This is a genomic window from Pontibacter silvestris (assembly GCF_020907275.1).
GTDB lineage: Bacteria > Bacteroidota > Bacteroidia > Cytophagales > Hymenobacteraceae > Pontibacter > Pontibacter silvestris.
Map to the genome: position 1 here is coordinate 257844 of NZ_JAJJWI010000003.1, position 26975 is coordinate 284818.

14 protein-coding genes are annotated in these 26975 nt (G+C 43.0%); all 14 read right to left on the bottom strand.

Features of this window, described 5'->3' with window-relative positions; translation table 11 throughout:
- Window positions 1-251: 251 nt before the first annotated feature.
- The 14 genes from LN995_RS04155 to LN995_RS04220 all read right to left on the bottom strand — a co-directional run bounded on the left by LN995_RS04155 (window position 252) and on the right by LN995_RS04220 (window position 26441).
- The gene (locus LN995_RS04155) at window positions 252-2144 is read right to left on the bottom strand and encodes a glycoside hydrolase family 2 protein (RefSeq protein ID WP_229958651.1); all 1893 of its coding nucleotides are present in this window, start codon (window positions 2142-2144) and stop codon (window positions 252-254) included.
- Between the two features lie 19 nt (window positions 2145-2163).
- Entirely contained in the window at window positions 2164-3423 is a 1260-nt protein-coding gene (locus LN995_RS04160; RefSeq protein WP_229958653.1) for a DUF2264 domain-containing protein, read from the bottom strand.
- Between the two features lie 99 nt (window positions 3424-3522).
- Window positions 3523-6156 (bottom strand): alpha-L-arabinofuranosidase C-terminal domain-containing protein, encoded by a 2634-nt coding sequence (locus LN995_RS04165; protein WP_229958655.1) that lies wholly within the window; start codon window positions 6154-6156, stop codon window positions 3523-3525.
- A gap of 103 nt (window positions 6157-6259) precedes the next feature.
- On the bottom strand, window positions 6260-7003 hold the full coding sequence (locus tag LN995_RS04170; protein WP_229958657.1) for a family 43 glycosylhydrolase: 744 nt from the start codon (window positions 7001-7003) through the stop codon (window positions 6260-6262).
- The gene (locus LN995_RS04175) at window positions 6982-7260 is read right to left on the bottom strand and encodes a hypothetical protein (protein WP_229958658.1); all 279 of its coding nucleotides are present in this window, start codon (window positions 7258-7260) and stop codon (window positions 6982-6984) included. Before LN995_RS04175 ends, LN995_RS04170 begins: the two co-directional genes overlap by 22 nt.
- Before the next feature lie 197 nt (window positions 7261-7457).
- Entirely contained in the window at window positions 7458-9080 is a 1623-nt protein-coding gene (locus tag LN995_RS04180; protein WP_229958660.1) for a RagB/SusD family nutrient uptake outer membrane protein, read from the bottom strand.
- A gap of 24 nt (window positions 9081-9104) precedes the next feature.
- On the bottom strand, window positions 9105-12062 hold the full coding sequence (locus tag LN995_RS04185; RefSeq protein ID WP_229958662.1) for a SusC/RagA family TonB-linked outer membrane protein: 2958 nt from the start codon (window positions 12060-12062) through the stop codon (window positions 9105-9107).
- Window positions 12063-12500: 438 nt separating this feature from the next.
- On the bottom strand, window positions 12501-13481 hold the full coding sequence (locus LN995_RS04190; protein ID WP_229958665.1) for a family 43 glycosylhydrolase: 981 nt from the start codon (window positions 13479-13481) through the stop codon (window positions 12501-12503).
- Between the two features lie 25 nt (window positions 13482-13506).
- Window positions 13507-14685, bottom strand: coding sequence for a glycoside hydrolase family 43 protein (locus tag LN995_RS04195; protein ID WP_229958667.1), 1179 nt, complete (start codon window positions 14683-14685; stop codon window positions 13507-13509).
- A gap of 29 nt (window positions 14686-14714) precedes the next feature.
- A complete protein-coding gene (locus tag LN995_RS04200) occupies window positions 14715-17858 on the bottom strand; it encodes a glycoside hydrolase family 2 TIM barrel-domain containing protein (RefSeq protein WP_229958669.1) in 3144 nt (1047 codons plus the stop codon).
- A 143-nt stretch (window positions 17859-18001) separates the two neighbouring features.
- The gene (locus tag LN995_RS04205) at window positions 18002-19231 is read right to left on the bottom strand and encodes a glycoside hydrolase family 88 protein (RefSeq protein ID WP_229958670.1); all 1230 of its coding nucleotides are present in this window, start codon (window positions 19229-19231) and stop codon (window positions 18002-18004) included.
- 30 nt (window positions 19232-19261) lie between these two features.
- Entirely contained in the window at window positions 19262-20527 is a 1266-nt protein-coding gene (locus tag LN995_RS04210) for a BNR repeat-containing protein (protein ID WP_229958672.1), read from the bottom strand.
- A 508-nt stretch (window positions 20528-21035) separates the two neighbouring features.
- Window positions 21036-25115 (bottom strand): two-component regulator propeller domain-containing protein, encoded by a 4080-nt coding sequence (locus tag LN995_RS04215; protein ID WP_229958674.1) that lies wholly within the window; start codon window positions 25113-25115, stop codon window positions 21036-21038.
- 309 nt (window positions 25116-25424) lie between these two features.
- Window positions 25425-26441, bottom strand: coding sequence for a GntR family transcriptional regulator (locus LN995_RS04220; protein WP_229958676.1), 1017 nt, complete (start codon window positions 26439-26441; stop codon window positions 25425-25427).
- Window positions 26442-26975 lie beyond the last annotated feature (534 nt).

Here is a 26975-nt window from a genome sequence, read left to right on the forward strand (position 1 = left end):
TACCTAACATTTGTTAAGCAAATATGCTATATATAACTCTTAAACAAGGGGGGTAAATTCTTAATAAAGGGGGGTGATTTCAGTAAAAGCAGCAAAAGGTTAGAAAGTCATTTCACCTAAACGACCTCTAACCTTTTAAACTACTGTAGTGTGTTAAACTAAAACAGGCTGAGCTAACTTCTCTTATAGTAGAAAACAAACCTTAAGAATGCCTTCTCTGCGACTTTATCTACTCCAATCACACCACATAATTACTTGCTGCTCGCTTTAGGTTTAGCACTCTTCACTTCATCCATTTCGTCATAATAAGATTTCAGCACCCAAAAGGCTTTCTTCTTTTTTCCATCAGAGCTAATTAAACCTTTTCTGTTCCATCCTTCCTGATACACTTGGTTGTTCCGCTTAGGAGATCGAAAGTCAGCAATAATCCAGGGGGAAAGGCCTACATAGTTGTCGGGCATGCGTTTCATCATAGCTACCTGCTCTTTGTAATACCACTCCTGAAACTCTTCGCTAAAGCGGGTCAGAGAATCGGCATGGAAGCCACCCAAAGCACCAGCACCTGTTTCGCTAAAGAACAAAGGTTTGTCATATTTCGTCTCCCAGACAGCGGTGCGGTTGGTGTTAGGTAATCCGCCGTACCACCCCAGGTATTCATTTACCGATACCAGATCGGTGTACTGCCCCAGCGGATCGTCTATCGTGTTTTTGCCTTCGTTGTAATGTACCTCAAGTGCAGCCGAAATAAGTCGTGTAGGGTCCTGCTCTTTAGCCTCTTCAATCAGGTTGCGCATAAACTCTGTCCGTACCGGACTAACCGGCGTTTCGTTACCAACCGACCAAATGATAATGCTGGCTCTGTTCTGGTCACGGGCAATCATTTCGTCTAGCTGCTTCTTCGCTTTTTCGAACACTTCCTGGTTGCCAAAATCTATTGTCCAGTAAACGGGTATTTCTGACCACACTAAGATACCTAGTGAATCTGCCAGACGAGTGGTATGCTCGTTGTGCGGGTAGTGGGCCAGGCGCACCATATTCGCATTCAGCTCCTTTGCCCACCCTAACAGTTGCGCCGCATCTTTTTTACTATGAGCTCTTCTTATTTCCTGCGGAATTTCTTCATGAACGGAAATGCCACGCAGAAACACAGGTTGCCCGTTCAGCAACACTTGTTTGCCGTGCGCTTCTATAGTTCTGAAACCAATTTTTTCTTCTACTCTGTCTGATTTGCTGCTGATAACAACATTATACAATTTAGGTGTATCTGTAGACCAAAGCTGCACCTTAGGCAATTTAAAGTTTAAATCTGCTGTGCCGTTCGTTACTGGAAAAGACTTTTTGTATTTCAGCTCAGGAATTTCGATTGTAACTGTTTCTCCGGCAGCTGCTTTGCTTAATTTTACCCAGCCTTGTACCTCGGTGTTTTTTGTTTTAGGAGCAGTGCCTGGTGCAGGTCTTTTAAGCTGCACAAAATAATTCTGGATAAAGTTGTCTGGCACTACTACCAGGTTTACATCTCTTGTTACGCCTCCGTAGTTCCACCAGTCGGTGTTTACAGTAGGCACTTCGTCTTTTGCCCGTTTATTGTCTACCCGTACTACCAGAAAATTATCTTTTTCTTTTAGTACAGAAGCGGGTACTTCAAAATTAAAAGAAGTAAACCCACCTTTATGCATACCTAACTTTTTGCCGTTCAGGTAAACATCAGTCTGGTAATTAGCTCCACCAAAGTGCAGAAAAACACGCTTGCTATTCAGATCAGACTTATCAAAATCGAACGTTCTTTTATACCAGACAGAGCCCTCGTAGTATAGAAACTTAGGGTCTTGTGAGTTCCAATCGCCGGGTACTTCTAAAGTGTATTCGTCGGTATAAGCATGTTCTTTCCTGTCTGTTTTGTCCTTCTGCACCGGATTGTTCCAGTAAGCCTCTCCGTCATTTTCCCGCCGCTCTTTATAGCGATAATCGTAGTAACCTGTTTCATAAGGGTCTACAATATACTGCCACTTACCGTTTAGGCTGATGGTTTCTCGCGCAGGAATATTAGTTATTAAATCTGATTGAGCTAAAGTTCTACCAGATATAGCCAGTAGCAGAAAGCACCCGAGTATTACTTTTTCAAACACCTTTAGTGTACGTGTCATGGTTATATTGTTAGTTTGATTAATGAACTTCCAAGGCATGATCAGCTGGCAAATCCTGTCCGCTCCATACTTTAACAGCCGTCCAGGCAGCTGGCGGCGCAGACCAAAACTCATCTGACTCCGGCAAGCCAAGCGGCAAGAAAATTGCAGAGCAGAGATATAAACTTCCGGTTGTGATGTAAAATTCAGCTATACCAGGTTGACTGCCATACAGGCCAATGTTTAGCCAGCCATCTTTAGTGAAAGTAGAGGGAGCGTCCAATGTTTTCCGGATTACTGCCGTTAAGGCACTTCGTACCTGAGCTGGATCTAACTCCTCTGGTAGCTGTTGCCTTTGTGCTACATCGGCCAAATGATGAAAAGCCCCTCCTCTGTAAGCTATGGAACGCCCTAGAACAGGAAAGCTCCCGTCTGTATGGATAAGCCTTTCCTGTACAACAGCATAACGCTTACTTATTTTATCAACTTTAGGCATATAGCCATTGTACCGGTCTGTTTTTTTCCGGACTGTTTCCAGAATGGTAGCTAAGTATGGCTGAATAACATAGCTGTTGTAATAATCCAGGTTAAAGTTCATGCCATCTGAATATAAGCCGTCTCCAACATACCAGTGCTCGGTAAATTCTCTGATGCCATACTCAACACGCACAGGATCATAATCTATATTATATTTACAGAAGAATGCCTCTATCATGCCAGAGAACAAAATCCAGTTGGAGTAAACAGGCACTGTGTTTCGGGTAAGTTTAAAAGCTTCTATGGTTTGCTCCTGCACTGTTTTATCTAAATTTTGCCAGAGCCAGGGACATCGAACCAGGCCCAAAGCCAGAAAAGAAGCATCTACTAACGGCTGCCCACCCTCCCACTGCACGTAATCTCTAGCAGATGGGTTTACGGCATTAGCCATCGCTTTCACAGCCCACTGCCGGTATTGGTTTCGTAAAGCCACTTCTTCTTTTGAGCCGCCCTCCAGGTTCAGCCATGGACCTATGCCACTCATTACCCTGCCAAAAGCCTCTAAATAAGCTACTTTTTCTCTAGAAGCTTTATTGTCTATCCTGCTCGACAGAACAACCGGCATATTTTTCTTCAGTTCATCATTAGCCAGGTTCATCATTACAGGCCTGGCCACTTTATCCATGTAGTTAAGCCAATTTTTTCTGTCGTTTTGTGGCACACGGTTGTTCTTTTGTGCCAGCACAGAGCCTACCGATGCATAAAACAGCAGCACAGCTAAAAGTACACTGAAGGGAAACTTTCTTAATATTGTCAAGCTCATAGTTAAGTTAAAAACAGCATATACATGCAGTTGTGGTTTAGAAGTAAAAGTGCCTGCTCTCTCCGCCAGCTTATCTGGCTTCTCTAATGGAGCAATATCCTATTTTGTTTTTATGCGAATTACCGAAAAAGAATAAGCAGGAAGTTGGTACTTAAGCTTTTCTGATACCTGCACAGTGCTTTCTTTTGGCATGACATTTTCGTCTGTTGGTTTTCCCTGAAGCACAGTGAGCGTAGCCTCTTTGCCTGCCATGTTAAAGGCAGATAAATCAAGGGCGGAGTTTACATCAACAGGCAGTAAATTTACCAACTTTACAATCAGATCTTTGCTCCTGGTATCCTGCACCACAGAAACACCAATGCGTTTCTGCACATTCTCCTGCTTCTCTGTAAGCTCCACCTTGGCTGGCACATAAGTATCGCCAGAGTTTAAGCTATATAGTTTCTGCACATAGTAATCCACGGTGGGTTTAACTTCGGTGTTGTTGAAGTAAATAAGGTCAGGATTCCAGCTGGTATGGTGTTCTTTGGCTAACAGTGGCGCAAAAGAGGTCATACTTACTACATCGCCGTTTCGTTCAATTGCCGATAAGTAAAGCGCCTCACTTAAAGCAGACTCTATGTTCATGCGTCTGTCGTCCACAAAAGCAGCATACTCGCCTAAATATACTTTAGTGCCCGCTCTGTCGTATCTATCGTAAAAATCCTGATTATTGATAAACCATCCCGGCGACTGATAATAATGTTCGTCTACCATCGGCACCTGCAGCTTTCTGGCCAGTGCCCAGCCCTCATCATAGTCGGTTCCCATGTAGAAAGGCCCCACTGTCCCGATTACCGTAATCTCCGGATGCTTTTCTTTGACGGCGTTAAAGATCATGGTAAACCGTTCTTCAAAAATATCGGTGATAAGGTCTTCATTTCCGATGCCCACATACTTAAGGTTGAAAGGCTCAGGATGACCTGCTTCTATCCTCTTTTTGCCCCAGGTCGTGTTTTTGTCTCCATTAGCCCATTCAATCAGGTCCAGCACGTCCTGCACATATTCATCCATATCTGCCATCGGGATGCCGCCCTGCTGCCCGTGGCCGCCGGTAGAAGAGTTCTGGCAAGGCACACCCGCAGCTAACACAGGCACAGGTTCAGCGCCTATGTCTTCGCAGAACTGAAAGTACTCATAATAGCCCAAGCCCATGCTTTGGTGGTACCCCCACAAATTGCGCATCGGCACACGCCCTTCCAGCGGCCCAATCGTATTCTTCCAGCGGTAGATGTTCTCAATACCATCGCCGTGTGCTACACAACCGCCCGGGAAACGCATAAACTTTGGGTGTAGGTCGGCAATGGTTTGGGCCAGGTCCTTCCGCAAGCCATTCTTGCGCCCATTAAAGGTGTTCTGCGGAAAAAGCGAGATCATATCCAGGCCCACCTTCCCTGCTTTTTGCGGCACTACTGCAATTTTGGCGTCAGCTACGGTTTCTTTTGTCATAAGCGTGGCATTGTACTTTTTCCAGGCAGTACCGATGTTGTTGATTTTAGTTTCAGCGAGGTTTCGGCCATTTTTATCGGTAAGTCGCACAGTCAATGTGTTGGATTTACTGTCGATAGCTTTGGCGAAAGCAGAAAAGTTATACTTTTCACCTGCTTTTAAAGCAATGCCATCAAAGCCTTCATTTACCAAACCTTTGCCAAGTTGTTTTACATCCAGTACTGCATAGTATTTATTGTTAGGATGGATCGGGTTGAGCGAATCAATCCTGAAGCTGGCATTGTCGCCTTCAAGTACCCAGGCGGTAGTGTGGTTCCAGTTTTTGTCTTTTCCTTTCTTTTCGCTTGGTTTATACTCAAAATCTCGGTTTTGCACAAGTTCTGCATATAAGCCACCATCAGCAGCATAGCTAATGTCTTCAAAAAAAGCTCCAATCAGCATGTCACTTATCTGCTTCCTCTCCGACGGCCTCAGGCTAATTTCAGCATTCACGGGTTTTAGAGAAGCGAAGCGCACCGGGTCATCGGCCATTTTCTCAGCTTTCTCACTTTCATGAAACTTCGTCCACTGGTAGTTTTTTATTAAATCATCCACCAAACCCCATGACACTTTATTAACAACCCCCTCATAAGTTGTTCCGTCAATCTCTGCCTTTACTCTTCGGTTCAGACGCTCCTTGTCGGCAACTGCCGTAGTTGGTGCATAATTTTTAAAATCAGTAGTGGTGGTTTGATAATACCCATTGCTCTCCCCCTCCTCATGCTGCCAGGTAATCAGAAATTTTCCGTTTTTACCTGAAATCTCAGGATTGCTGACACTGCCGCTTTTCATTACTACCGGGTACGACTGCCGCCCCCAGTCATAAAGGTTTGCAGAGGCTGCATGGGCAAACTGCTGCACATTATCGTTCAGGCTCCAGACACAGTGCCACACTCCTTTTTCATCCTGGAAAAGGTCTGGTGCAAACATCCTTTTTTGAGTTCCCCAGCTTCCAAAGTCCGAAAACAGGAAACGATGGTCAGGGCCTATGCCATACCAGTTCTTCTTATCGTTGCTCCAGGCCAGCAACAGGCCGCTTTTGCCCTCATCTTTTGAATAAGCAAGAAGAAATACAGAATCTGGCTGTGCACTAATGTTGGCTGCAGAGGCCAAACCTGGGAAGAAAATGAGTAAGCATAATAAACCCAAGGTTCGCCCTACAGCACTTAAGGTAATGTTATTTGTATGGGTAAAGTGTTCTAACATGGGTTATTTTATTCGGGTAATCTACTATTACTCTCTAAAAGCCTGTTTTAGACAATCATGCTTTACCAGGCCTGCGCCTGCTTGATTACTAGCCAAACCAGAACTAAAAAGACTTTACAACTACAATTTTATCGCCAGCATCGTCCACTTCAAACAGATGAGGAATGCGGATATAGCGTCCGTTAACACATTTATGACTGTGAATTGCCATCAGAAGCTTTCCTTCAAACGTACGAAATAGCATTCCATGACCGAAATCAGGCGGCGTAATCGGTTCTGCTTCCTGAACCCAAGGGCCATCTAGCGTTCCGCTTTCGGAATAAGCTACCCCCTGTGCATATACATTATAAATCCAACTTGTCCATAACATGCCTAGCTTGCCGGTTTGAGTGCGAAACACATAGGGGCCGTCGGTTACCTTGTTGGGCACAATGCTGCCATCTTCTCTGCGCTCCTTGCTCCAGGGAGAATCACTGGCCAGAAAAAGCAGTTTTCCTTCACCTACCGAACCACTTAAATCAGGTTTCAACTCTATTTTTTCGATAGTGCCGTTCCAGTTTTGCAGCCATTCATGGCAATAGACCATGTAAGGTTTTCCATCTTTGCCCACCCAAAAAGTACCATCTAGCGTAGGTTTGTCTGCAGGTAGGTACACAGGGTCTTTCATGGGCGCATAAGGTCCATCGGGTTTATCGCTGACTAACACATGGCTGGTACGACGCTCAATAACATTTCCTCTGACAGTATCAATTTTTACATCTCGATTTGTGAAGGTGGCGAAGTAGTAATACCTACCTTTGTAATGATGCAGTTCAGCCGCCCAAATCATCGGATTCTCCCCATCCACGATGTAGGGTCGGGTTTTGCTATCTTAAAAGGACCTGTCCATTTTTTCAGGTCTTTGCTTTTCCACAGCATGCCGCCTGTACCCGTCATGTAATAGGTAGCTGTATTTTTATCCGCCAGAATAAATGGATCGCTCAGGCGAATGGAGTCTAAGGGCACATTCTCTCTTACTATCCTTCTACCCCTGTTCTGAGAAAAAGCAGGAAACAGGTTTAAAATAATAAAGGCTAGTACAGGTAAAGCTTTTTTATAAACCATTGTGCTGTGTTTTGTACACTACGTTATATCTAATCTCTATTCCTGATACTTGGCAAATTACTCTGCACCTTTCGAGAAGCCTTAGCTGAGATATATTTAACTAACTAAAGAAAAGATAAAAAACCAAAGCCTCTGAATCAGGTTTTAGAGGCTTTGATAAAGTTTAACATAACAAGGTCACGGCGTTTACGCAAGCATTAATATCCCGGATTCTGCTCTAGTACAGCATCTTTGTTCAGGTCTATCTCGTTTTGAGGGATAGGCATCAGCAGGTGCATTTCCCTTAAACCAACAATCTGCCTGTTTGTTGGCAAACCAGGTATATTACTGTTCAATCTTGTGGCTCTATCCACTAACGTACCTGTGCGCATAAGCGTAAAGCGGCGGTTTTCTTCCCCTATCAGCTCTCTTGCTCTTTCATCCAAAATAAAATCAAGCGTAATATCTGATGCCGACACCAGTGGAGCATTAGCTCTTAGTCTTAACTCGTTTATGGACTCGGCTGCTTCTCCAAGTTTGCCTTGCTTGAATTCTGCCTCGGCACGCAGCAGGTAAGTTTCACCAAGTCGCATCAGGATAAAGTCTTTCCACATACCATACCCGAATACGTCCTGCGGATCAAAATGCCCCCACTTTGTAGTATAAGGATTGATGATAAACAGTGTATCAGCACCTTCGTATGGCACTTTTGTTTTATAAATTGAGCTGTACTTAGGATCTGGGTCATTGTACCAGAACTCTCTGCGGATGTTAAATTTAGAATTGCGCATGTCGCCTTCATCATACAGGTCGTAAAGTAGCCAATTACTAAGCCTAAGTCTGGCAACTCCTCTTCCTCCAAGCGAATCTGCCGGAACCATACCTGCTCGGCTATGATAAGAAGCTTGCCATACACGGCGCTGCTGCGGGTTATCTGTCATACCACCTGGTACGTCTCTTGGATTTTCTGCCTCCATTACCCAGATAGCTTCTGTGTTGCCCTGGCTACGGCGCTGGTTGCCATAGATAAACATGTCAGAGAAAGGATCACCGGGCTGGTTAGCTTTTACACCATAACGATTTTTAACCAGGCTAAACTCGCCACTGTTAATAACAGTATCAGCATGTGCCTCGGCCAAAGCTGGCTGATCAATTCTCAGATATGCTTCTGCCAAAAGCTGGTGTGCCATGTATTTGTTTGCTCTGGCTTGTTTACTTGTTTGTAATTCAGAAATAGCTGGCAAGTACTTTGCAGCAAACTGCAGGTCGGTTAAAATAACATTATTAACATCTTCAAGGGAGGCTCGTACAAAATCTGTTTTGGGAGCAGTAAGGGGCTCTGTTGTTAACGGAACCCCGCCAAATGCAGTAGCCAGTACATTATAAGCTAATCCTCTAAAGAAACGAGCCTCAGCATTTATTTTATTTTTTTCCTCATCAGTTAACCCGGAGAGGGCAGGACTTTCAACATTCTGTATAATAACATTTGCATTATTAATCATGGTGTAGCTCCAGTTCCAAGTATGGTCTGCGGCTCCATCTAATGGTGTTAAAGTGTTGTAGTCATAATAAGGAACCTCAATACCCTGAGGTTGCGTTGGCCATGCTACATCAGTACCTACCTGCCAAACGGCCGGCCATCCCTGAGCCCAGCTTACCGAGTAAAATGTACTGTTGTGGTTATACAATCCTACCAAAGAAGCTTCAAAACCTGCTTTATCCCTTAAAGTTTCCGGAGAGTAAGAGCTTAATACTTCTTCATCCAGAAAAGAATCCTTACAGGCTGTAAAGGTTTCTAAACCAAGGCAAGCGCAAACGAATATCTTTATATACTTTTTCATCTTATCAATGAGTTAATATTGTGATTATAGCGTCAGGTTAACTCCGAGAGAAACAGATCTGACGAGCGGGTAATTATTAGTCCAATCTCCAGAACCTCTTGATGATTGGTTACTCTCCGGATCCCATCCTACCCAATCCGTGAAAGTATAGAGGTTTCTTCCGGCTGCATAAATTGTCAGGCCGCCAATGCCATATTTATCTAAAAAGGTTTGCGGCACCGTATAGCTTAAGCGGGCATCTTTTATCCTTACATAGCTATTGTCTCTGGCAAAGTTGTAGCCATGCGGATTTCTGTAGCTAAGTGATGGCCACTCGTTACTTCTGTTCTCAGGCGTCCAGTAGCCAACCTCAGCCGGTAAGTTTCTTTTTCCGGCTTCATCACCGTAATATATATCTGGATTTCCTTTCATGGAGCCTTGTGACGTTTGGAGGAAAACACTAAAATGGAAGTTTCCATAGTGGAAGGTATTGGTAAGGCCGCCATACCATTTTGGCATTGTAGACCCTAGATACATTCGGTCATCACCGGTTATTTTACCGTCACCATCTATATCTTCAAACTTCAAATCTCCTGGCTTGGCGTTCATAGACTCTGGTATTTCATCCCCTTCCTGCCATACACCTATCCATTTATAGGAATATACTGCTCCTAGCGATTTGCCAATAAACCAGCCGTTAGTTATATCATCCTGACCATCACCATACAGGTCTACAATTTCGTTTTTGTTTCGTGTGAAGTTTAAATTAGTTTCCCATCTGAACTTTCCAGCCTCAACGTTAACAGTATTTAGCGTAAGCTCTACTCCTCTGTTTTTCACTTTGCCAAGGTTATACCATACACTTGAATAACCTGTAACATTTGGGATATTTCTCTGAAGCAGAAGGTCTTCTGTTTTTGCATTATAAACTTCCAAAGTACCACTAATTCTGTTCCCCAGGAATCCGAAATCCAAACCAATGTTTCCCGATGTTGTTGTTTCCCAATTCAGATCAGCGTTACCAAGCCTTGCGGCCAATACGCCAATAGTACTTGCTCCACCAAAAGGAAAACGAACTGCATTGTATGTGGTGGCTGTCTGGTTAGGATCAAGAGCTTGGTTACCTGATTGTCCGTATGAAAACCTCAGTTTAAGCTGGTTTAAGAAGCCGGCATCCTGCATAAAACTTTCGTTTGCAATATTCCAGCCTAAGGCCATAGATGGAAAGACTCCATATTTACTTGAATTCGCTCCAAAAGCAGAATAGCCGTCTCTTCGGGCAGTTAAGGTAAGTAAATAACGGCTGTCATAGGAATAGTTGATTCTTCCCATCTGAGAAAGCAGGTTAGTCCTGTTACTGGTTGAAGAAGAGGTTCTGTTTTCAGCAGCACCAAGATTATAAAAGGATAATTGATCATTTATGAATGTATTAGCAGATGCACCAGACTGAAAATAGTCTGTGCCCTGCGCGCTGTATAGCCCTGTAAAATCTATATGATGTTTACCAAAATCTTTTGTGTACGTCAGGATATTTTCAATTACCCAGTTATTCGTTTCGTTGTTATTAGCATAAGCAGAGCCAACCAAGTCATTAGCTTGCCGCCCTGTATAACCTGATTGCCTGCCAATCTCATAAGTGTAGGACGCATTTAGGCGGTATTTTAATCCTTCTGCAAACCCAGGAGTCAGTTCTGTATAAGCCGTACCTGTTATGTACTTCCGTCTGTCGAGCCTGTCTGTTGTTAAGCCTAACAGCGGATTTGCAAATAATAACTCTGGATACATTGGGTAAATTTCAAAATCACCTGTTTCGTTATATACCTGCCCGTAAGGACTCATAGCAGTTGCATTAAGCATGTTAGCTCGGCCACCGTCTGAATTATGATCTGCAAAGTATAAAGAAGTACCAGCTTTAAGGTATTTTGTAAAAGTCGCGTCTAAGTTTGTCCGGACACTAGCACGCTGGAACTCGTAGCCTTTTATAACTCCTTTTTGATTAAGGTAGCCACCTGTCACATAGTATTGCAGGTTATCTGTACCACCAGCAATACTTACATTATGTTCTGTAATTTTGCCTGTTTGAGTAGCCGCATCCAGCCAATCTGTAGTACGTCCCGCATTATAGTTATCTACCTCATAAGTATTTGGTAGTACCTGCGTTTGCTCCAACTCCTGGGCAATCATATAGTCTTTATACTTTTGCACATATGCTTCCGGCGACATTGGTTCAAACTTATGAGCTAAACCTTCCACACCATAATAGCCGCTATAACTGATTCTTGGCTCTCCGGTTTTACCTCTTTTAGTTGTAATCAAAATTACACCGTTAGATCCTCTTGTACCATAAATGGCTACAGCAGAAGCATCCTTTAGAATTTCGATTGACTCAATGTCATTCGCATTAATATCATTGATTTCGCCAAAGAACGGGGTACCATCCACTACAATAAAAGGAGAGTTGTTTGCACTAATAGAGTTTTGGCCTCTTATCTGCATACTTCCTGAACTCCCTGGCACAGATGAACCTTGGGAAATATTCAATCCGGCGGTTGTGCCTTGTATAGCCTGTGTCAGGTCTGTAACAGGAAGATTAGAGAGTCTTTCTTTGGGAACAGAAGCAACAGAACCTGTTATATCAGATCGCTTTTGTGTTCCATAACCTACCACCACTACTTCCTCAAGTGCTTTCGCATCAGTTCCCATCTGCACATCTATTGTGGTTCTGTTATTGATAACTGCTTCCTGCGTTTCAAAGCCAATGTAAGAGAAAACCAAAGTACCCTTACCATCAGGTACATTAAGAGAATAAGCGCCATTTGCGTCTGTAGGTGCTGCTGTAGAGGTACCTTTTAACAGCACTGTTACACCCGGCAAACCAAGGCCGCTTTCGTCTGTAACTTTACCCTGTACAGTAACACCCTGAGCCACAGCCCCTGTAATCGCTAATAGAAAAAGAGGGATGATAAGTAAGTACCCCAGCTTTTGGTGTAAATGATGTTGCATAGTTTATCGTCTTAAAGGTTTTCTAAAATCTGTAGGATTCATGATAAAAGATAAAGTCACCATATCTTGCAGCTTTATGGCACCTGTATATATAGGCTCCATAAGCGTTCGTAAAGCATTCTCTGTTTTACATATCCTTAGCTTGATTGTTCATTTTTATGGCACCCCTACCAAACATTTGTTAAACAAAAATGATATAAATGCACCGTAAATAGGGGGGACAAAACAACAAATTAGGGGGGTGATTTCAGCTAAAATCAGCTATTCCGCTGCCCAAAGGCCAGTTTAGTTAATTTTGCTCATTTTGATTGTCCTGTTTTACCCTTGAAAGAAAGTTTAAGAAGGTTCTCATCACTTATAACACAACTTACCTTCCCTGTATTTAGAACAGTAAGCTGAATCTATAACAAGTTCTAAGATAAAACAGGGGAGTTACTACTAGCGTTCTGCTTCTCTGCCTTTCTTAGAAACCTTAACTGGTTTAACAGCCTCAAACACATCTACAGGCAACATATTACCTTTACTGTCAAAGCGCATCGGAGATATGCAAGTTTCACGGTTGTACCCGTTACCGCCAGGAATTTTGAACCGATGGTAGGCAATGTACCATTCATCTTTGCCAGGTACTTTCACAACAGAATGATGACCAGCACCTTTTACACTACCTTTTCCTTTAAGTACAGGATTACTTTCAGCTTTCACAAAGGGTCCCAAAGGCGAGTCAGAAGTGGCATAGGCAACTGAGTAGCGAGGGTCGCGGGTATCGTATTCTGACCACATCAGGTAATATTTTCCATTTCTCTTGAATACAAATGAGCCTTCGTTATACCCCTGAGGTTTGAATGAAACAACGGCAGCAGGATTATAAGAAACCATGTCTTCATTTAACTTTACTATATGGCAGTTGCCTTGCCCAAAGTACAGATAGGCAGCTCCATCGTCATCCACAAAAACCATTGGGTCTATCATTTGCCCCAGAAGCGCACCCTTCGCAACCAACGGTTTGCCCAGCGGATCTTTGAATGGACCTGTAGGCTTATCAGCAACAGCTACACCAATATTGGCATCGGCAGAGTAGTAATAATAATATTTTCCGTTCTTGGTGGCAATGGCGGGTGCCCATGCTCTGGCATCAGCCCAAGCTAAGTCTTTAGGCAGATCCAATATAACTCCCTCGTTTTTCCAGTTTACCAGATCTTTAGAAGACCAGCAGGTAAAGTTTGTAGACATCCATCCTTCAGTACCGTCTGTAGTCGGATACAGGTAAAATTTATCATTAAACACAGCAATATGAGGATCAGCATACACACCTGGCAATGCTGGCGCAGGCGCTTTTGTGGTATCGTTTAGCTGTTGTTGCGCATACCCTCCGGATACAAGTCCTAAAAAGGTTATCGACAGTATAGAAATAAATTTCATATCTTTTTCTGACTGTTAAATGTTATTATTTGCTATCTGCCTTACCTAAAGCTTGACTTTTATTTTTACCGAAAGTACTTTCCAAGGTCCATTCATCCTGCCACCTTATTACAGGTTTTTCATCCTCAAATATTAAAGGTAGCCAGATGTAGCGACCGTCTATCGGTTTCTTAGGTCGCCAACGATCTGCCATAAAAATAAAAGCGTCTTTTTTACCTGCCACAGGTAGAATAAAAGTGCTCTGCGACTCGAAAGTTAGATCGGCACCTGTGCCTACAGCAGGGTTCCCTAACGCTTTCCATGACCCCCATATGGATTCTGACACAAAAGACCGGGCAGCATTAGGGTCCCAGCCAGTACAGCCGGAGGTAATCATATAGTACTTCCCTTTGTATTTACAGATAGCTGGCGCTTCGTTATGTCCGGCAGGTGCCACCACAGTCCATTTACCTGTAAAAGATAAATAATCGTCTGAAAGTTCTGAAATGTGTAAGGTGAGGTTTTCTTCAGAAGCATGTACGTGATAAGCTTTGCCGTCATCATCTACAAAAACGGTCATATCCCGTGCCATCTGGCCTTTGTCGAAATCTCTCCTGATAAACAGGCCTTCAGCTACTTCTTTTTTCCATTCATCAGTCCATCCCTTCAGGTCAGCTTCTTTTACCGTTTTATGCTTCCACTCCTCCTGCATATTCAGTGGCCATTGCCCTCCATTAGGCCGATAAGACTTAAGGTAAGTGTAAGGTCCCACAGGTGTATCGCTAATGGCAACCGCCGTTCGTGCTGCACTATATCCCTGGTCTTTCAGCTCCAGGTGAAACCACATCACAAACTTTTTAGTCTTGTTGTTATAAACAACTTTAGGCCTTTCGATAATACAGCCTTTTATGATATCAGAAGTAGTATCCTGCTCCTCCACCTGCAAGGCAATGCCCTCGTTTTTCCAGTTGTTAAGATCTTTAGATGAATAGCAGCCGACTCCTACCATAGCCCTGTTACCGTTACGGCCTGTTGTTTTATGCTCCCCGAACCAGTAATATGTACCTTTATGGTAAAGCACGCCACCGCCATGTGCATTAATGTGTTCACCGTCAGTATCCGGCCAGATTTCTCCGGGTTTAAAAGAAGTATTCTCCTTTTGTTGTGCCTGTAACAGCCCTATGTTAAAACATAATGTCAACAGCAGGTAATAACATCTATTCATCTAAAGCTCCTTTCTTCTTTTAGCTTCTGTTATAGGTTCTCTTTGTTCTGCTTATCATCAATCAGGCTTATCTGGTAAGTGTAAGTATACTTTGTGTCCAGCAGCCTGTACTCTTCGTGCGGCAGCATACCCCAACTGTTATCACCACCTACACCACGCTGCTTCAGGTCCACGTGCAGGTACACATTTTTTCTTGGTTTGATGTCTGTCGGGTGCTGTTGTTTTTTGGTGAGCCCCGGGTCCAGGTCTTCAGCCTGATAGTTTAAGGCACTAAAGCCGATTGGCTGCATTCCTTCTACCAATATTCCCTGACCTGCACCATTAGTTAACTTTAACCAGCGCACATCGGTGTGGTAACCGTTTTCCTGCGGACGTATGTAATTTTTAACAAACTGATTTTCTACTTTATCTTCGTAGCTGCCAATAAAGGAAGCTGTTTTACGGTCGCTATAGTTCTCCCAAGGGCCACGGCCATAGTAGTTTAGGTTATCGTACTGTTGTGGCAGTTCCATGCGCATACCAAAACGGGGCAATTCCGGCAGGTCTCTTCCTTCCATATCTATAGAAGCTGTTACTCTAATGGAGCCATCATTCTGGATAAGGTACTCTACTGTGTAGGGTACATTAATGCCTGTCAGTTCGTAGTTAACTTTAACAGGAAGCCCTCCAGACTGCTGCTGCCCTACATCCACGCTTTTTACTTTACGGTTGACGTGCGCCGTACGCCACACACCAGACTTATACTGCATACCGTTACCAAAGTCGTTATCTGTTGGGGCACGCCAGAAATAAGGCTCCGGTAGGCTACTGATAATACGCTTATTATCTTTACTGTAAGAAGTGAAACGTCCGTTTTCTGTGTCAAACTCACCGGCAACATCTCCTGCGCTAAACGTTAATTTATTGCCGTCTCTGTTAATTTTTAATTCTCCTTTGGCAGGTGAAGCTGCGAAATAATTGCTTTCGCCCAGGCTAAACTGCTCACGTGCTATTTCATGACCGGCAGGAACCAGGTTCGTGGCGGCTTTGGTGTAGACATACACGTTCAGGAAGTACTCTTCTCCATCCCTGGCATTTACTTTAGGCAATTTCAGCTTCACATCTTTTTGCTGATGTGGCGCAAGACTTACATCAAAATCACCTTCTTTCTGTAATTCACCGTTTTTAAACAGTTGCCACTTAAAGTTGTAGTTGCTAAGGTTCGTAAAGTTAAATTCGTTCTTAACTGTGATTGCTCCTTTCGCAACATCTTTTGCGCTGAACAAGATATCCTGGTACACTTTCTTTACCTCATATAAACCCGGATGCACTGATCGGTCAGCAGCTACTAGCCCGTTAGCGTTAAAGTTTTCGTCGTTCTGCAAATGATAGCCACCAAGATCTCCGCCGTAGGCCCAGAACTCGTTTCCGTTATCGTCTTTTGTCTTTATCCCCTGGTCTACCCAATCCCAGATAAAACCGCCCTGCATCTTTGGTGTGCCCCGAATAATATCCCAATACTCCTGAAAATTGCCGCTACTGTTACCCATGGCATGTGAGTATTCGCACATAATGAATGGCCGCTTTTTATCTGCATCTGCGGCATAAGATTTCATATATCTTATAGGAGGATACATCGGGCAAACAATATCGGTATTCTCTTCCTCTCCTGCCTGCTCAAACTGCACCGGACGTGTATTGTCACGCTCTTTCATCCACTTGTAAGAGTCGTGGAACACTGGCCCGTTACCTGTTTCATTTCCCATAGACCAAATAATGATGGACGCATGGTTCTTGTCGCGCTCCACCATGCGGTGGATTCTGTCAGCGTAAGCCTCCACCCACTGTGGCAGGTAAGCAGGGTGCTTAGATTCATCAAACCTTCCTTGCAGAGAGGCTCCCATACCATGTGTTTCAATATTGGCTTCATCTACTAAATAAATGCCGTACTCGTCGCAGAGTTTGTACCAGAGTGGGTCGTTCGGATAATGGCTGGTGCGCACAGCATTAATATTGTTCAACTTCATCAGCTCAATGTCTTTCAACATTGACTCTTTGCTGATCACGTGCCCTTTGGTTTCATCATGCTCATGACGGTTCACACCTTTCACTAATATCGGCATTCCGTTTACGTGCAGCTGCGAATCCTTTATTTCTACTTTCCTAAAGCCTACTTTGCTGCCGGTTACAGCCAGTGTTTTGCCGTTATTATCTTTTAAGGTGATTACACAGTCGTAAAGGTTTGGCTGTTCTCCACTCCACTTCTGCACATTTCTGATCGTTCCAGAAAAATCAAGCTTATTGGCTTCTGCTCCTGCTGACAGGTTTTTTTCCTGCGTAAATACCTTTTTGTTCTTACTGTCATAAAGCTCTACAGCTACACTTGCTTTGCCTGAGTTACTGCCTTCAAACTGGCGCAGATCTACAGTAGCATTGAACAAGCCATTGGTATACTTGTTGTCTAAGTCCCCTCTCAGGAAAAAGTCCCAAAGGGTTAGTTTAGGAAGCGCCTGCAGGTACACATCTCGCTCTATGCCGCTCAATCGCCAGAAGTCCTGGTCTTCGAGGTAACTGCCGTCGTGCCAGCGAAACACCTGTACAGCCAGCTGGTTACCTCCTTTTTTAAGCTGCTTGGTAATGTCAAACTCTGCAGGAGTTTTAGCAGCTTTAGTCATACCTACTTTCTGCCCGTTTACATATACCTGCGCATATCCTGAAATAGAGCCAAAGTGCAGTATTACCTCACGGCCGTTCCAGGCGGCAGGCACTGTAAAAGTTCTGCGATAAGTTCCTACGGGGTTGTAGTTGTTATCTACATAAGGCGGATTAGCCGGGAAAGGATACGTAACATTGGTATAAATCGGAATATCGTGCCCCTCCAGTTCCCAGTTAGAAGGCACCGGTATAGTAGACCACTTGCTGTCGTCAAAGTTCTCCTTATAAAAATCCTGTGGCCTGTCGGCTGGCTTTTTCACTAATGAAAATTTCCAGGAGCCGTTCAGCGATTGGTGGTACTGAGATTTGCTATAGTCATCTTTACGAGCATCAGCAACGTTGTCATATACCATAAAGGTAACATGGGGCTTCTCTTTGTTGAACTCTATCGCGGTAGGGTTCTCCCACTCATTTCCCGCCTGCTGTGCCAGCAGCATACGCCCCCATAGCAAACAACAAAGTGTAATTATTTTACGCATAGCTTTTTATTTCAGTTATTTAATTGATCTGCTTGCAATAAGACAGAGTTGTTTTTATAATTATCTGTTGGGCATTGCTCTTCCTGAATCTCTGGCCAAGATGATGTTGCTGTCCTAAAGGTCAGATGAATAACCCATTAGCTCTACATAGGCTTCTCTCCCAGCTCTTTGTAGCGCTTCATTGCTTCAACAAAATAGTAATCGGCATAAGTTAAAGGCACGTCAACTTCTGTTCCCTGTGGTATATGGCCTACACTATGCGTCAGGATAAAACCACCGTTTGTACCTGGGGCTGCTTTGTACTTATCTGTAGATAAATTTTTAATGATCGTTTCTGCGGTGTCGTGATACTTCTTACTGCTGTCCTTGTCTGTGTACTGACTTAGCTCTAAGAAAGCAGAGGCCATAATGGCTCCGGCTGAAACATCGCGAAGAGCGTTTGGTATGTCAGGTGCATTAAAGTCCCAGTACGGGATTTTGTCGGCTGGAAGGTTAGGATGATTCAGAATGAAGTCGGCTATATGCTTAGCCTGCTCCAGGTACTTTTTGTCTCTTGTAGCACGGTAGGTAGCCGTATAGCCATACAGTCCCCATGCCTGCCCTCTTGCCCAAGCCGATTCGTCGGCTGCTCCCTGGGCTGTGCGTTTTTGTTGCACTGCACCGGTTGCAGGATTATAATTTATAACATGATACGAGCTATAGTCAGGCCGGAAATGGTTTTTAATGGTTGTGTTGGCATGTGTTACGGCAATATTATAGAAAGACGAATCGCCGGTAACCTGCGTAGCCCAGAACAACAACTCCAGGTTCATCATATTATCAATAATCACCAGGTAATCAGAAGCATTAGAATCCCAGGAACGAATAGCACCCACTTTAGGGTCGAAGCGACTGGCCAGAGAACGAGCACTGTTTAACAGCACTTCCTTGTATTCTGGCTTTGGAGCAATTCTGTTGGCATTGCCAAAGCTGCAAAACATCATAAAGCCCAAATCGTGGGTTGTAGTGTTGTACTGCTCTTTTTCGAGCAGTTGCATTATGCGTTCAGCCTCCTTATAAAGCTGCTTGTCTCCGGTTTCTTCGTAGAGGTATAACAGCGTGCCTGGATAGAACCCGCTTACCCACCAATCTGAGCCACTGGTTTCCAACTCGTCTTTGTCGGCAAAGTAAGTCTTAGGAAAGCGGCCTTCAGGCAGTCTGCTCATCAGTACCTTATATTGTGCAGCGGCATCCTTAAAATTGTTCTCTATCTGTGCTACAGTCTCCTGATTCGCTTTAAGCTCAGATTGGCTTGTACTGCTGCTACTGCAGGCCGCCTGCAGAAACAGCCCGCTTAGCAGGAGCACCTTAAAACAAGAACGTATATTTACCATATCATCAATTATGTTATTAAACTTCTATAATTATTTACTTGCTGGCTTCCACTCCAGCACGCTTACTGTTTCAGGCTGGCTGTTGGCTACACCTTCGCTATCTACCTGCTCTACTTTCTGTACAAAAAGATTTAGAACTCCTTTGCTTTTCCAGAACTCTGTGTCGTAAGAGGGTTCCCAGGAGCCAACTGCATTTTTGGTAAGATCGCTGACCTGCCATTTTGCTTCAGGAAAATCATTGCAAATAGCCACCGAAACCTTATCGCCACGTTCTGCATCTCTGTAAATTAAATATGCCTGCTCTTTCTGGTTCGCCTGTCGGAGCAACACCTGTGGCCTTGAAATAGGAATGCGCTTGGTGCCGCCTCCACTTAGTGAAAAAGGCGTTGTGCGGGAAGATACAGAAAGCGAACGCCACTCCTGCCCGTTGTGATAAGCCAGGCGGTACTGTGGTATTTTTGAATTCTGGTTACGCCAATAAGTAGCTATAACAGGATTTCCCTGACTATCAGTGGTCATTGAAGTCTGGTTAATCAGCTCGCTGTTCTGCGATATTTCATAAGCTATTTCGGCTGTTTTCACGTTAATGGGCAGCTTGTACTGCTCTCCGTGTGAGTTTTGCCAGGTTTTACCTCCGTCTATAGAACGGGCATAGCAGAGGTCATGGTTACTGGCTACATCAGGGCTCTCACGCCACACCCACGAAACATGTATGATGCCTTTCTTATCTACACAGGCTTGCCAGTAAGCATTGCGTTCTCCCTCTCCGTCAATAAGGTTGTTCTGCAGTTGTGACCAGGAGCGGGTTTTAATGTCGTATTTGTTTATCACCAAATTTCCCCTGCCAGAAGCTCCATAACGATAGAAAAACAACAAATTGCCATCAGGCATCTTGTAAAACTCCGGGTAGGTTACATTGTCTTCGCTTTTGCCTGTCATGGGAATTTTCTCGCTTAGCTCCAACCCACCCGATTTAGTGCTGCGGGCGTAGCGCAATTGGTTTCCATGATGGTCCCAGGACACATGCAGGAAGCCGTCTCCGTCCACAGCAATACTAATAGTATTATGTGCGTCTGTTGCCTTGCCTTTATATGCTGTCCGTTTGGTAGTCCATTTTTCGGAGCCATGTTTGCGTTTTGCCAGCACCAGGTACTGCTCCGGATCATAATATGCAGTATATTGCGTGTTCTGATGTGTAAAAAGTGAGTTGCGCCGGAAGATAACAGCATTCACAGAGTTTTTGGCCCAGCCCTCTCCAATAGGTATTATTTTTACCTGCTCTGCTAACTTAAGCAAAGTGAATGCTGCCGATAAACAGGCAACGCATAAAAGAAGCAGTATAACTCGCCGGGTGTTGTGCATTTTGTTTTCTAGTTATTATTGCTTTTAGCTTTCTAAAGATAATAATTTCAGCATACTGATTTTCCCCACACGATCTTCCTTCTTCAGAAGTTAAAGATTTGTGTTAGTAAGCAAAAAATATTATTAACAAACATTAGTTAAAATAAAGAAAGCAGTTTTCTCTGTTCTAATGACTGCTAAAGAAACCAGCTTCCTTGCATGTCATTTCTCAAAACCTTCAGAACAAAATTGCCATAACTACTTTACAATGTAAGGGGGGTAAATCTTTATTTAAAGGGGGGAAATCAATAATAAAGGCTGTTTTTGATGAGATGAGGGGGTTTGGAAGAGAAAAAGCTCCGATAACAGATGCACAACTGAACATCTGTTATCGGAGCTTCGACTTCTTTAGATGTCGACTCATGTTTATTTCAAGTTCCCAAGTAAAGCGCATCTAACGCTTTCAAACCTCCATCGGCTTTAGCACTTCTTCATTTAAGGTATAGCTTTTATGAAATGGCTTTCGGTACTTCTTGATATATTCTGATGGGTTCATGCCGAACAGCTTATGAAACTGGGCTCTGAAATACTTAATGTCGCTGAAGCCTGCCTGGAAAGCAGCTTCGTTTACTTTGCAGTCAGTATCAATCAGCAGCTTGGCTACTTTACGTAAGCGGATAAACCGCACAAAGTCGCTTACCGAACGGCCAGAAATAGACTTCACTCTGTTGTAGAGGTTAGAGTGGCTCATGCCCATTTCTTTTGCAAAGGCTTTAATATTAAAATCAGGATCATCGAGGTGGCTTTCAATTGTCTCAATACATACAGCTAAGAAGTTGCTGTATTCGGCGGAGATGCGGAGTTTATTTGTTTTGAGTGTTATCTCGTTGTAGAAGAACCGCTGCAGGTTGTCACGGCTTTTCAGAATATTATCTACCTTGGCAACTAACAGTTCTTTTTCAAAAGGCTTTGTTATATAATCATCAGCACCGCCTTCAATGCCTTTTAGCTTTACCTCCGGTGAGGAACTTGCTGTTAGCAAGATAACCGGTATATGACTCAGCGATACATTTTCTTTGATCTTACTACAAAGCTCCAGACCACTCATGCCTTGCATTAGTACATCACTGATAATAATATCCGGCAGATACTCCTGGGCAAGTTCAAATCCGGTTTCACCGTTATCAGCTTCAAAAACAGTAAAGGAGCTGCTGAAAATATCCTTTACGTACTGCCTGATCTGATCATTATCCTCTACCAGTAGCATAGTACCCTTTTCCTGTATCAGCTCATCCAGGTGGTTTGCAGGTTTGGCGTCTGTTACCAGAACCGGTTCTTCTTCCGTTCTTATGCTTTCTAAAAGCTCATTCAGAAAAACAGAGCTATCTGCACCATCCTCACTAATACTGTCTGCTGAAAAATGCTCTTTACCTTTTGGCAGTAATATATAAAACTGGGTTCCCTTAGCTGGCTCACTTTCATACCGGATCTCCCCTTTGTGCTTTTCTACCAGTTGCTTAACCAAGTACAGACCAATACCAAAGCCACCTCCAGAAGTAGCACCAGTACTGTTTACCTGGTGAAACTTATCGAACAGTTTTGCCCCGGTATTAGCTGGAATGCCACAGCCGCTGTCTTTTACCGTTATCTCTACCTGATGTGCCAGTTCTCTTAGAGCCATCACAACTTTGCCCGCCGCAGGAGTAAATTTAAAAGCGTTGGAAAGCAAATTAAACAAGATAATTTCAACCTTTTCCCGGTCTGCGTACAGCTCCAGGCTTTTATTTTCACACTCAAAAGTGTAGGCTATATTTTTGGTGTTTGCCTGACAGGTAAAGCTTAAAAATACCTCTTCACAAATCTGTGCCATGTTCAGCTTGCAAACCTTTAGCGTGTCTGCATTGCTTTCTGCCTTTCTGAAAAGCAGGAGCTGATCAACTAAACTTAACAGCCTGCGGGCATTACGGTAAATAACCGAAAGGTCATTAAAATCCACCTTCTCCCGCTTTTTATCCACCAGTTCCTTTACAGGATTAATAATTAAGGTTAATGGTGTTCTGAATTCATGAGAAACATTTGTAAAAAAAGACAATTTCTTCTCGTTCAGCTCTGCTTCTTTTTCAGCCTTGATGTTAGCAATCTCTACCTCATACTTTAACCGTGCCTGCTTAGATTTGTACAGGTTAAACATATACAGCAAGCCAAGTAGGCCACTACCATAAATGCCGTATGCCCACCAGGTTCTGTACCACGGGGGCAGCACTTTAATATTCACCACTTGCTCCTCGCAGTTCCAGACTCCTTCTGAGTTGGTAGATTTTATTCGCAATTTGTAATCTCCCTCTTTCAGTTTAGAGTAATTGGCTGTTCTGTGGTTTTCGGCATAATTCCAGGTATTGTCCCAGCCTTCCAGCAGGTAAGCGTATTTTATATTACCCGGTGAGGAATATTCTAAGGCACTAAAATCAAAAGAAATCAAACTCTTATCATAAGGCAGAGTGATATCATTAATATTACAGAGGCTTTGCCCTGGCTTCAGTATGTTATCAGCAGATGTGACCGGCTGATTGAACAACCGGATGCCGGTAATTACTAACTTGGGAAAAGAACTTTCGGCCTTAATACTATCCGGATTAAAAATATTAAAGCCTTTAATACCACCGAACACCAGCTCACCAGTACTTAAACTCAGCGAAGCGTTGTAGTTGAACTGATTGCTTTGCAGCCCATCGGTTTCATAAAAGTTCTTAAACTTGTTTTCTTTAGGGTTGTATTTAGACACCCCATGATAGGTACTGATCCAAAGATTTCCCTCCTTATCCTCCTCTATGTTATGAACAGAGTTGTTAGCCAGCCCTTCTGATTCGGTAAAGGTTTGAAACTTCCCGGTGCCAAAGTCAAACTTTAATAGTCCAAGGCCTTGAGTACCAATCCAGAAATTGCCGCTTTTGTCCTGGTATAAGTCACGGACAGGATAGTCTATTTTGTACTTTTTATGTTTCCGGGCTTGTTTATCTACTCTTATTAACTGGTCGAAAGTACCTAACCACAAATTACCTGCCTGATCCTCCAGTATACTGATGGCATTTGTCAGTGAAGCATCATATACTTCAAATTTATCAGCAGCCTTGTTGTACCTGTATAAAGGACCACTTTCAGTTGTACCGGCCCATAAGTTCTTTTCCCGGTCTTCATACAGCTTCCAGACGTACACATCATCTCCACATGCATAATGTTTAAAAGTTCCTGTAGCGCGGCTATACCTGTTAATACCGCCACCCCAGGTAGCTATCCAAATGTTATTTTCATAATCTCTTAAAATGCTGGTCGCATTGTTGTTGCTTAAAGAAGTGGGGTCGGCTTCATTATGAACAAAATTACGATATATGTTGTCTTTACGGTTCCATAAAGAAACACCTCCTCCATCAGTTCCAACCCAGATAGCTTTATCAGAGTCTTCGCAAAAGGATAAAGTAAAATTGTCTATAAGGCTGTTCTTGTCCAGTATGTCGCGCCGGATGGTTGTAAACTTGTCTTTCTGCCTGTCTATGATATTTACTCCGCCACGCTGTGTCCCTATCCACCATCTTGACTCATTATCTTTGCACAAAGAGGTAACTGCATTACTGGTTAGGTGCATTTTGCCAGCACCGGACTGAATAGAACTAATCTGATTGCTTTTTAAATCTAATATGTTAACGCCTCCCCCGTCAGTGGCTATCCAAAGCTTGTTTTCTTCAGCCACACTAACATCAACAACTCTTCTGTGGCACAGTTTGCCTACACCCGAGCCGTAAAACTCATAAGTCTCTGCAGCAATATTATACTGGTACAAGCCGTTATCAGTACCTATCCATAGTACATTTCCAGAATCAGCTTTGATAACATTGGCACTTTTGACGACACTTGAGATTAACTGAAATTCACTTTTCTGAGGATCAAAACGGTGAAGTCCAATGTTTTGTATCATTACCCATACTCTGCCTTTGCTATCGATATGGAGGGCTCTAACAGAATAGGGTTTGAAAGCCGCCGGGGCTGGTTGCAAAGGTGTTTGCCTGAACCCTCTAGATAGTTTATTGCTGGTCAACAGACCTAAGCCTACAGTAGCCAGGTACAGGCTACCTTCTCTGTCAACAGCTATTTCTACTACTTCAGCATCCAGCTTTTTTCTGTCAGTCTGCGTCAGGGGGTAATAGTAAGCAAGTGAAAACTTTGATGTATTAGGATTAAAGGTGCATAACCCTTTTTTGGTACCAATCCACAGGTTGCCGGAACTATCTCCTGACACAGTATTTATCTGATTATGAATTAAAGATGTCGTGTCATTAATCCTGTTCCTATATACATGAAACTCATAGCCATCATACTTATTCAGCCCATCATCGGTGCCAAACCACATAAAACCCAACCTGTCTTTATAAATGGTATTTACTGTATTGTTGGAAAGGCCATGTTCAATTCCCAGCACACCAAAAGACTGTGGGAGCCCTTTATAGCAGATACTCAAGAACAAGAAAAGTAAAGATATAGTTAGCTTCATAAGAAACAGTATTAAACTTTGTGCTCCTCGGCTACACTTATACATCCTGCCATAGCAGATGCACAGTGTACAAAAGGACATCTTTATTGGGTTTAAATTTTTAGCAGAAATGTTTAGCTTATATAAGCTATGAAAAGCTACCTGGCAACTGTAGCTTTTATTTAAACACATCAGGCGCGAGCCATGCCAGCGCCTGATGTGCGTATGTTCAGATGATTGAGAAAAAGCTTCTGAAAGAATGCTGTTCTATAGCGCAAGCACCACCTAAGTTTATGTCTACTATCAGGTTACTCTTCTATAGTACAATGTTTAAAGTGAATTGCGACGGATAAGCGTAAATGGGTTATGGATTTTTTCTCTGAGTTTGTTTTTCAGCATGTAAGCCGCTGTTTCTCCCATCTTTTCATGGTCTGTAGAAATTACGGTTATCCCGTTGTCTAATATCTTCTTCAAAGGCGTATCGTTGTACGAGATCAGGCCAATGTCTTTGCCTAAGGCCATTCCCTGTGTTCTGCTTTGCTCAACTAAATCTACCAGGTCAGATTCTTCCAGTACAATATAAGCCGTTTTAGGTATAAGAGGCTCCTCATTGATATGGTTTATGACAGCATGGTCAAAAGAAGTCTCTCTACAGAAATGGCGAAACCCTTTTACAATTTCCATTGGGTAAGAGACATCTTTCGGATAAACTAAAACTAACCTGTTGTACTTCTCCAGCAAGTCTTTACCGGAATGCAGCGCATTTCTGATGTCACGCTCAAAGTCCTGATAAATTGCCGTACACTTACCCGTAAAGTTCTCAATGTTCTTGTCAAGCAGCAGCAGCTTTTCAGCAGGAATCTTTTGAATTGTTTGCATTGCTGTTTCAACATTTCTGCAAAAGTGAGGCATAATAACAAAGTAGTTATACTTGCCAAGGCTATCATTGATAAGGCTTTCACAGATCTTACCATCGTAATGATGTATATGAAGATCTACTATAGCATCTTCGCCTAATGTTTTAAGCAGGGAGTAGTAAACAGTCTTTTTATAGGCACTTAGTTTATTGAAAAGTAACAGAACACGAATTTTATCTGAAGAAAAAGTTTTGCTGATATAGCACCCTTTCCCTTTCACAGAACTAATTACTCCACGTTTCCGCAATACCTTGTATGCTTTCTCAATTGTATCCCGTGAGAGGTAGTACATTTCACTGGTTTCATTGATAGAGGGGACCCGCTCTCCACGTTTTAGAATTCCTGCTTCAATGTCAGCTATAACTGCATTTACTACCTGTATGTATTTAGGAGTAGCAGATGTTGAATCAATACGGTCTAGAAGTTCCATATAGCATATAATCTATTTATTAGTAGACAAAAAAATCCTTACTCAATTTGCCGTGTTGTAAAGCACAAACCTCCATAGCTCTTCATCACCCACACTCACAACGTTTTACAGCTTCCACTTTACAGCAAAACACGCCTCACCTTCTCTACTGCACTACCTGTTTTAATTCAAACAACTGTCCTTAGTCGCGCAATCGATTACATTTTAACAATATTTTTTATCATTAACAAACATTCGTTAATTTATTTTAAAGCTCTTGACCTGTAGCTATTGAAAAGTTAGCAATTCCTCATTCTATAGTTGCTAAAAACAAAGCTAAACATTCTTAAATTATATAGATAACACCTACATTATTACAATTATTAAGAAATATTGGATACAATTAAGAAAAATAGTAATATCGAAAATAAATAGCTTTTAACGGGAGTAATTATTCCTTTTATCTGTGCAACTATTACGCAGATGCTCACATTCAATGCAATCGTTTACACAACAACTTGTGTTACTTATTCTTAAGATGATGTCGGTGTTTAT

Coding starts and splice junctions, on each gene's coding strand:
- LN995_RS04155 (WP_229958651.1), bottom strand. CDS start 2,144: ATGACACGTACACTAAAGGTGTTTGAAAAAGTAATACTCGGGTGCTTT.
- LN995_RS04160 (WP_229958653.1), bottom strand. CDS start 3,423: ATGAGCTTGACAATATTAAGAAAGTTTCCCTTCAGTGTACTTTTAGCT.
- LN995_RS04165 (WP_229958655.1), bottom strand. CDS start 6,156: ATGTTAGAACACTTTACCCATACAAATAACATTACCTTAAGTGCTGTA.
- LN995_RS04175 (WP_229958658.1), bottom strand. CDS start 7,260: ATGGTTTATAAAAAAGCTTTACCTGTACTAGCCTTTATTATTTTAAAC.
- LN995_RS04180 (WP_229958660.1), bottom strand. CDS start 9,080: ATGAAAAAGTATATAAAGATATTCGTTTGCGCTTGCCTTGGTTTAGAA.
- LN995_RS04185 (WP_229958662.1), bottom strand. CDS start 12,062: ATGCAACATCATTTACACCAAAAGCTGGGGTACTTACTTATCATCCCT.
- LN995_RS04190 (WP_229958665.1), bottom strand. CDS start 13,481: ATGAAATTTATTTCTATACTGTCGATAACCTTTTTAGGACTTGTATCC.
- LN995_RS04195 (WP_229958667.1), bottom strand. CDS start 14,685: ATGAATAGATGTTATTACCTGCTGTTGACATTATGTTTTAACATAGGG.
- LN995_RS04200 (WP_229958669.1), bottom strand. CDS start 17,858: ATGCGTAAAATAATTACACTTTGTTGTTTGCTATGGGGGCGTATGCTG.
- LN995_RS04205 (WP_229958670.1), bottom strand. CDS start 19,231: ATGGTAAATATACGTTCTTGTTTTAAGGTGCTCCTGCTAAGCGGGCTG.
- LN995_RS04215 (WP_229958674.1), bottom strand. CDS start 25,115: ATGAAGCTAACTATATCTTTACTTTTCTTGTTCTTGAGTATCTGCTAT.
- LN995_RS04220 (WP_229958676.1), bottom strand. CDS start 26,441: ATGGAACTTCTAGACCGTATTGATTCAACATCTGCTACTCCTAAATAC.